1 pseudogene is annotated in these 756 nt (G+C 42.3%); it reads right to left on the bottom strand.

From position 1 onward, the window contains the following. A pseudogene (locus ACQV2S_RS08830) lies at positions 1-756 on the bottom strand (YSIRK signal domain/LPXTG anchor domain surface protein); the annotation flags it as partial.

Here is a 756-nt window from a genome sequence, read left to right as displayed (position 1 = left end):
GCGTTGGATCTGGATCTGGTGTTGGATCTGGATCTGGTGTTGGATCTGGATCTGGCGTTGGATCTGGATCTGGTGTTGGATCTGGGTCTGGTATTGGACACACTCCACATTCACCGTCTTTACCATCCTTACCGTCTTTACCATCCTTACCATCTTTGCCATCTTTTACAAAGACTTCTTGTGTGGAACCATCTGGCTTCGTAATGATAATGGTATAGCCCGAATTGCCTTCTGTATCTTTTCCAGGTGTTACCTCAACCTTAGGCGTCTGACCATCTTTGCCATTTAAGATGTTTTCAGTTGTCACTTTTCCGTCACTATCTGTAATGGTAATAGTTACTCCTATAACATTACCATCTTGATCTTTGAGTGGGGTTTGCTTGATGGTTGGTGATTTACCATCCACTCCATCTTTACCATCCTTACCGTCTTTACCATCTTTTACAAAAACTTCTTGTGTGGAACCATCTGGCTTCGTAATGATAATGGTATAGCCCGAATTACCTTCTGTATCTTTTCCAGGTGTTACCTCAACCTTAGGCGTCTGACCATCTTTGCCATTTAAGATGTTTTCAGTTGTCACTTTTCCGTCACTATCTGTAATGGTAATAGTTACTCCTATAACATTACCATCTTGATCTTTGAGTGGGGTTTGCTTGATGGTTGGTGATTTACCATCTACTCCGTCTTTGCCGTCTGCACCATTTGTTACAGTAGTCGTTGTTTGAGTGCCATCTGGATTGGTAATCGTAATGG

The organism is Facklamia sp. P13064 (assembly GCF_050409425.1).
Classification (GTDB): Bacteria; Bacillota; Bacilli; order Lactobacillales; family Aerococcaceae; genus Facklamia.
The sequence above is the reverse complement of the archived record's forward strand: the minus strand, read 5'-3'. Positions and strand labels throughout refer to the sequence as shown.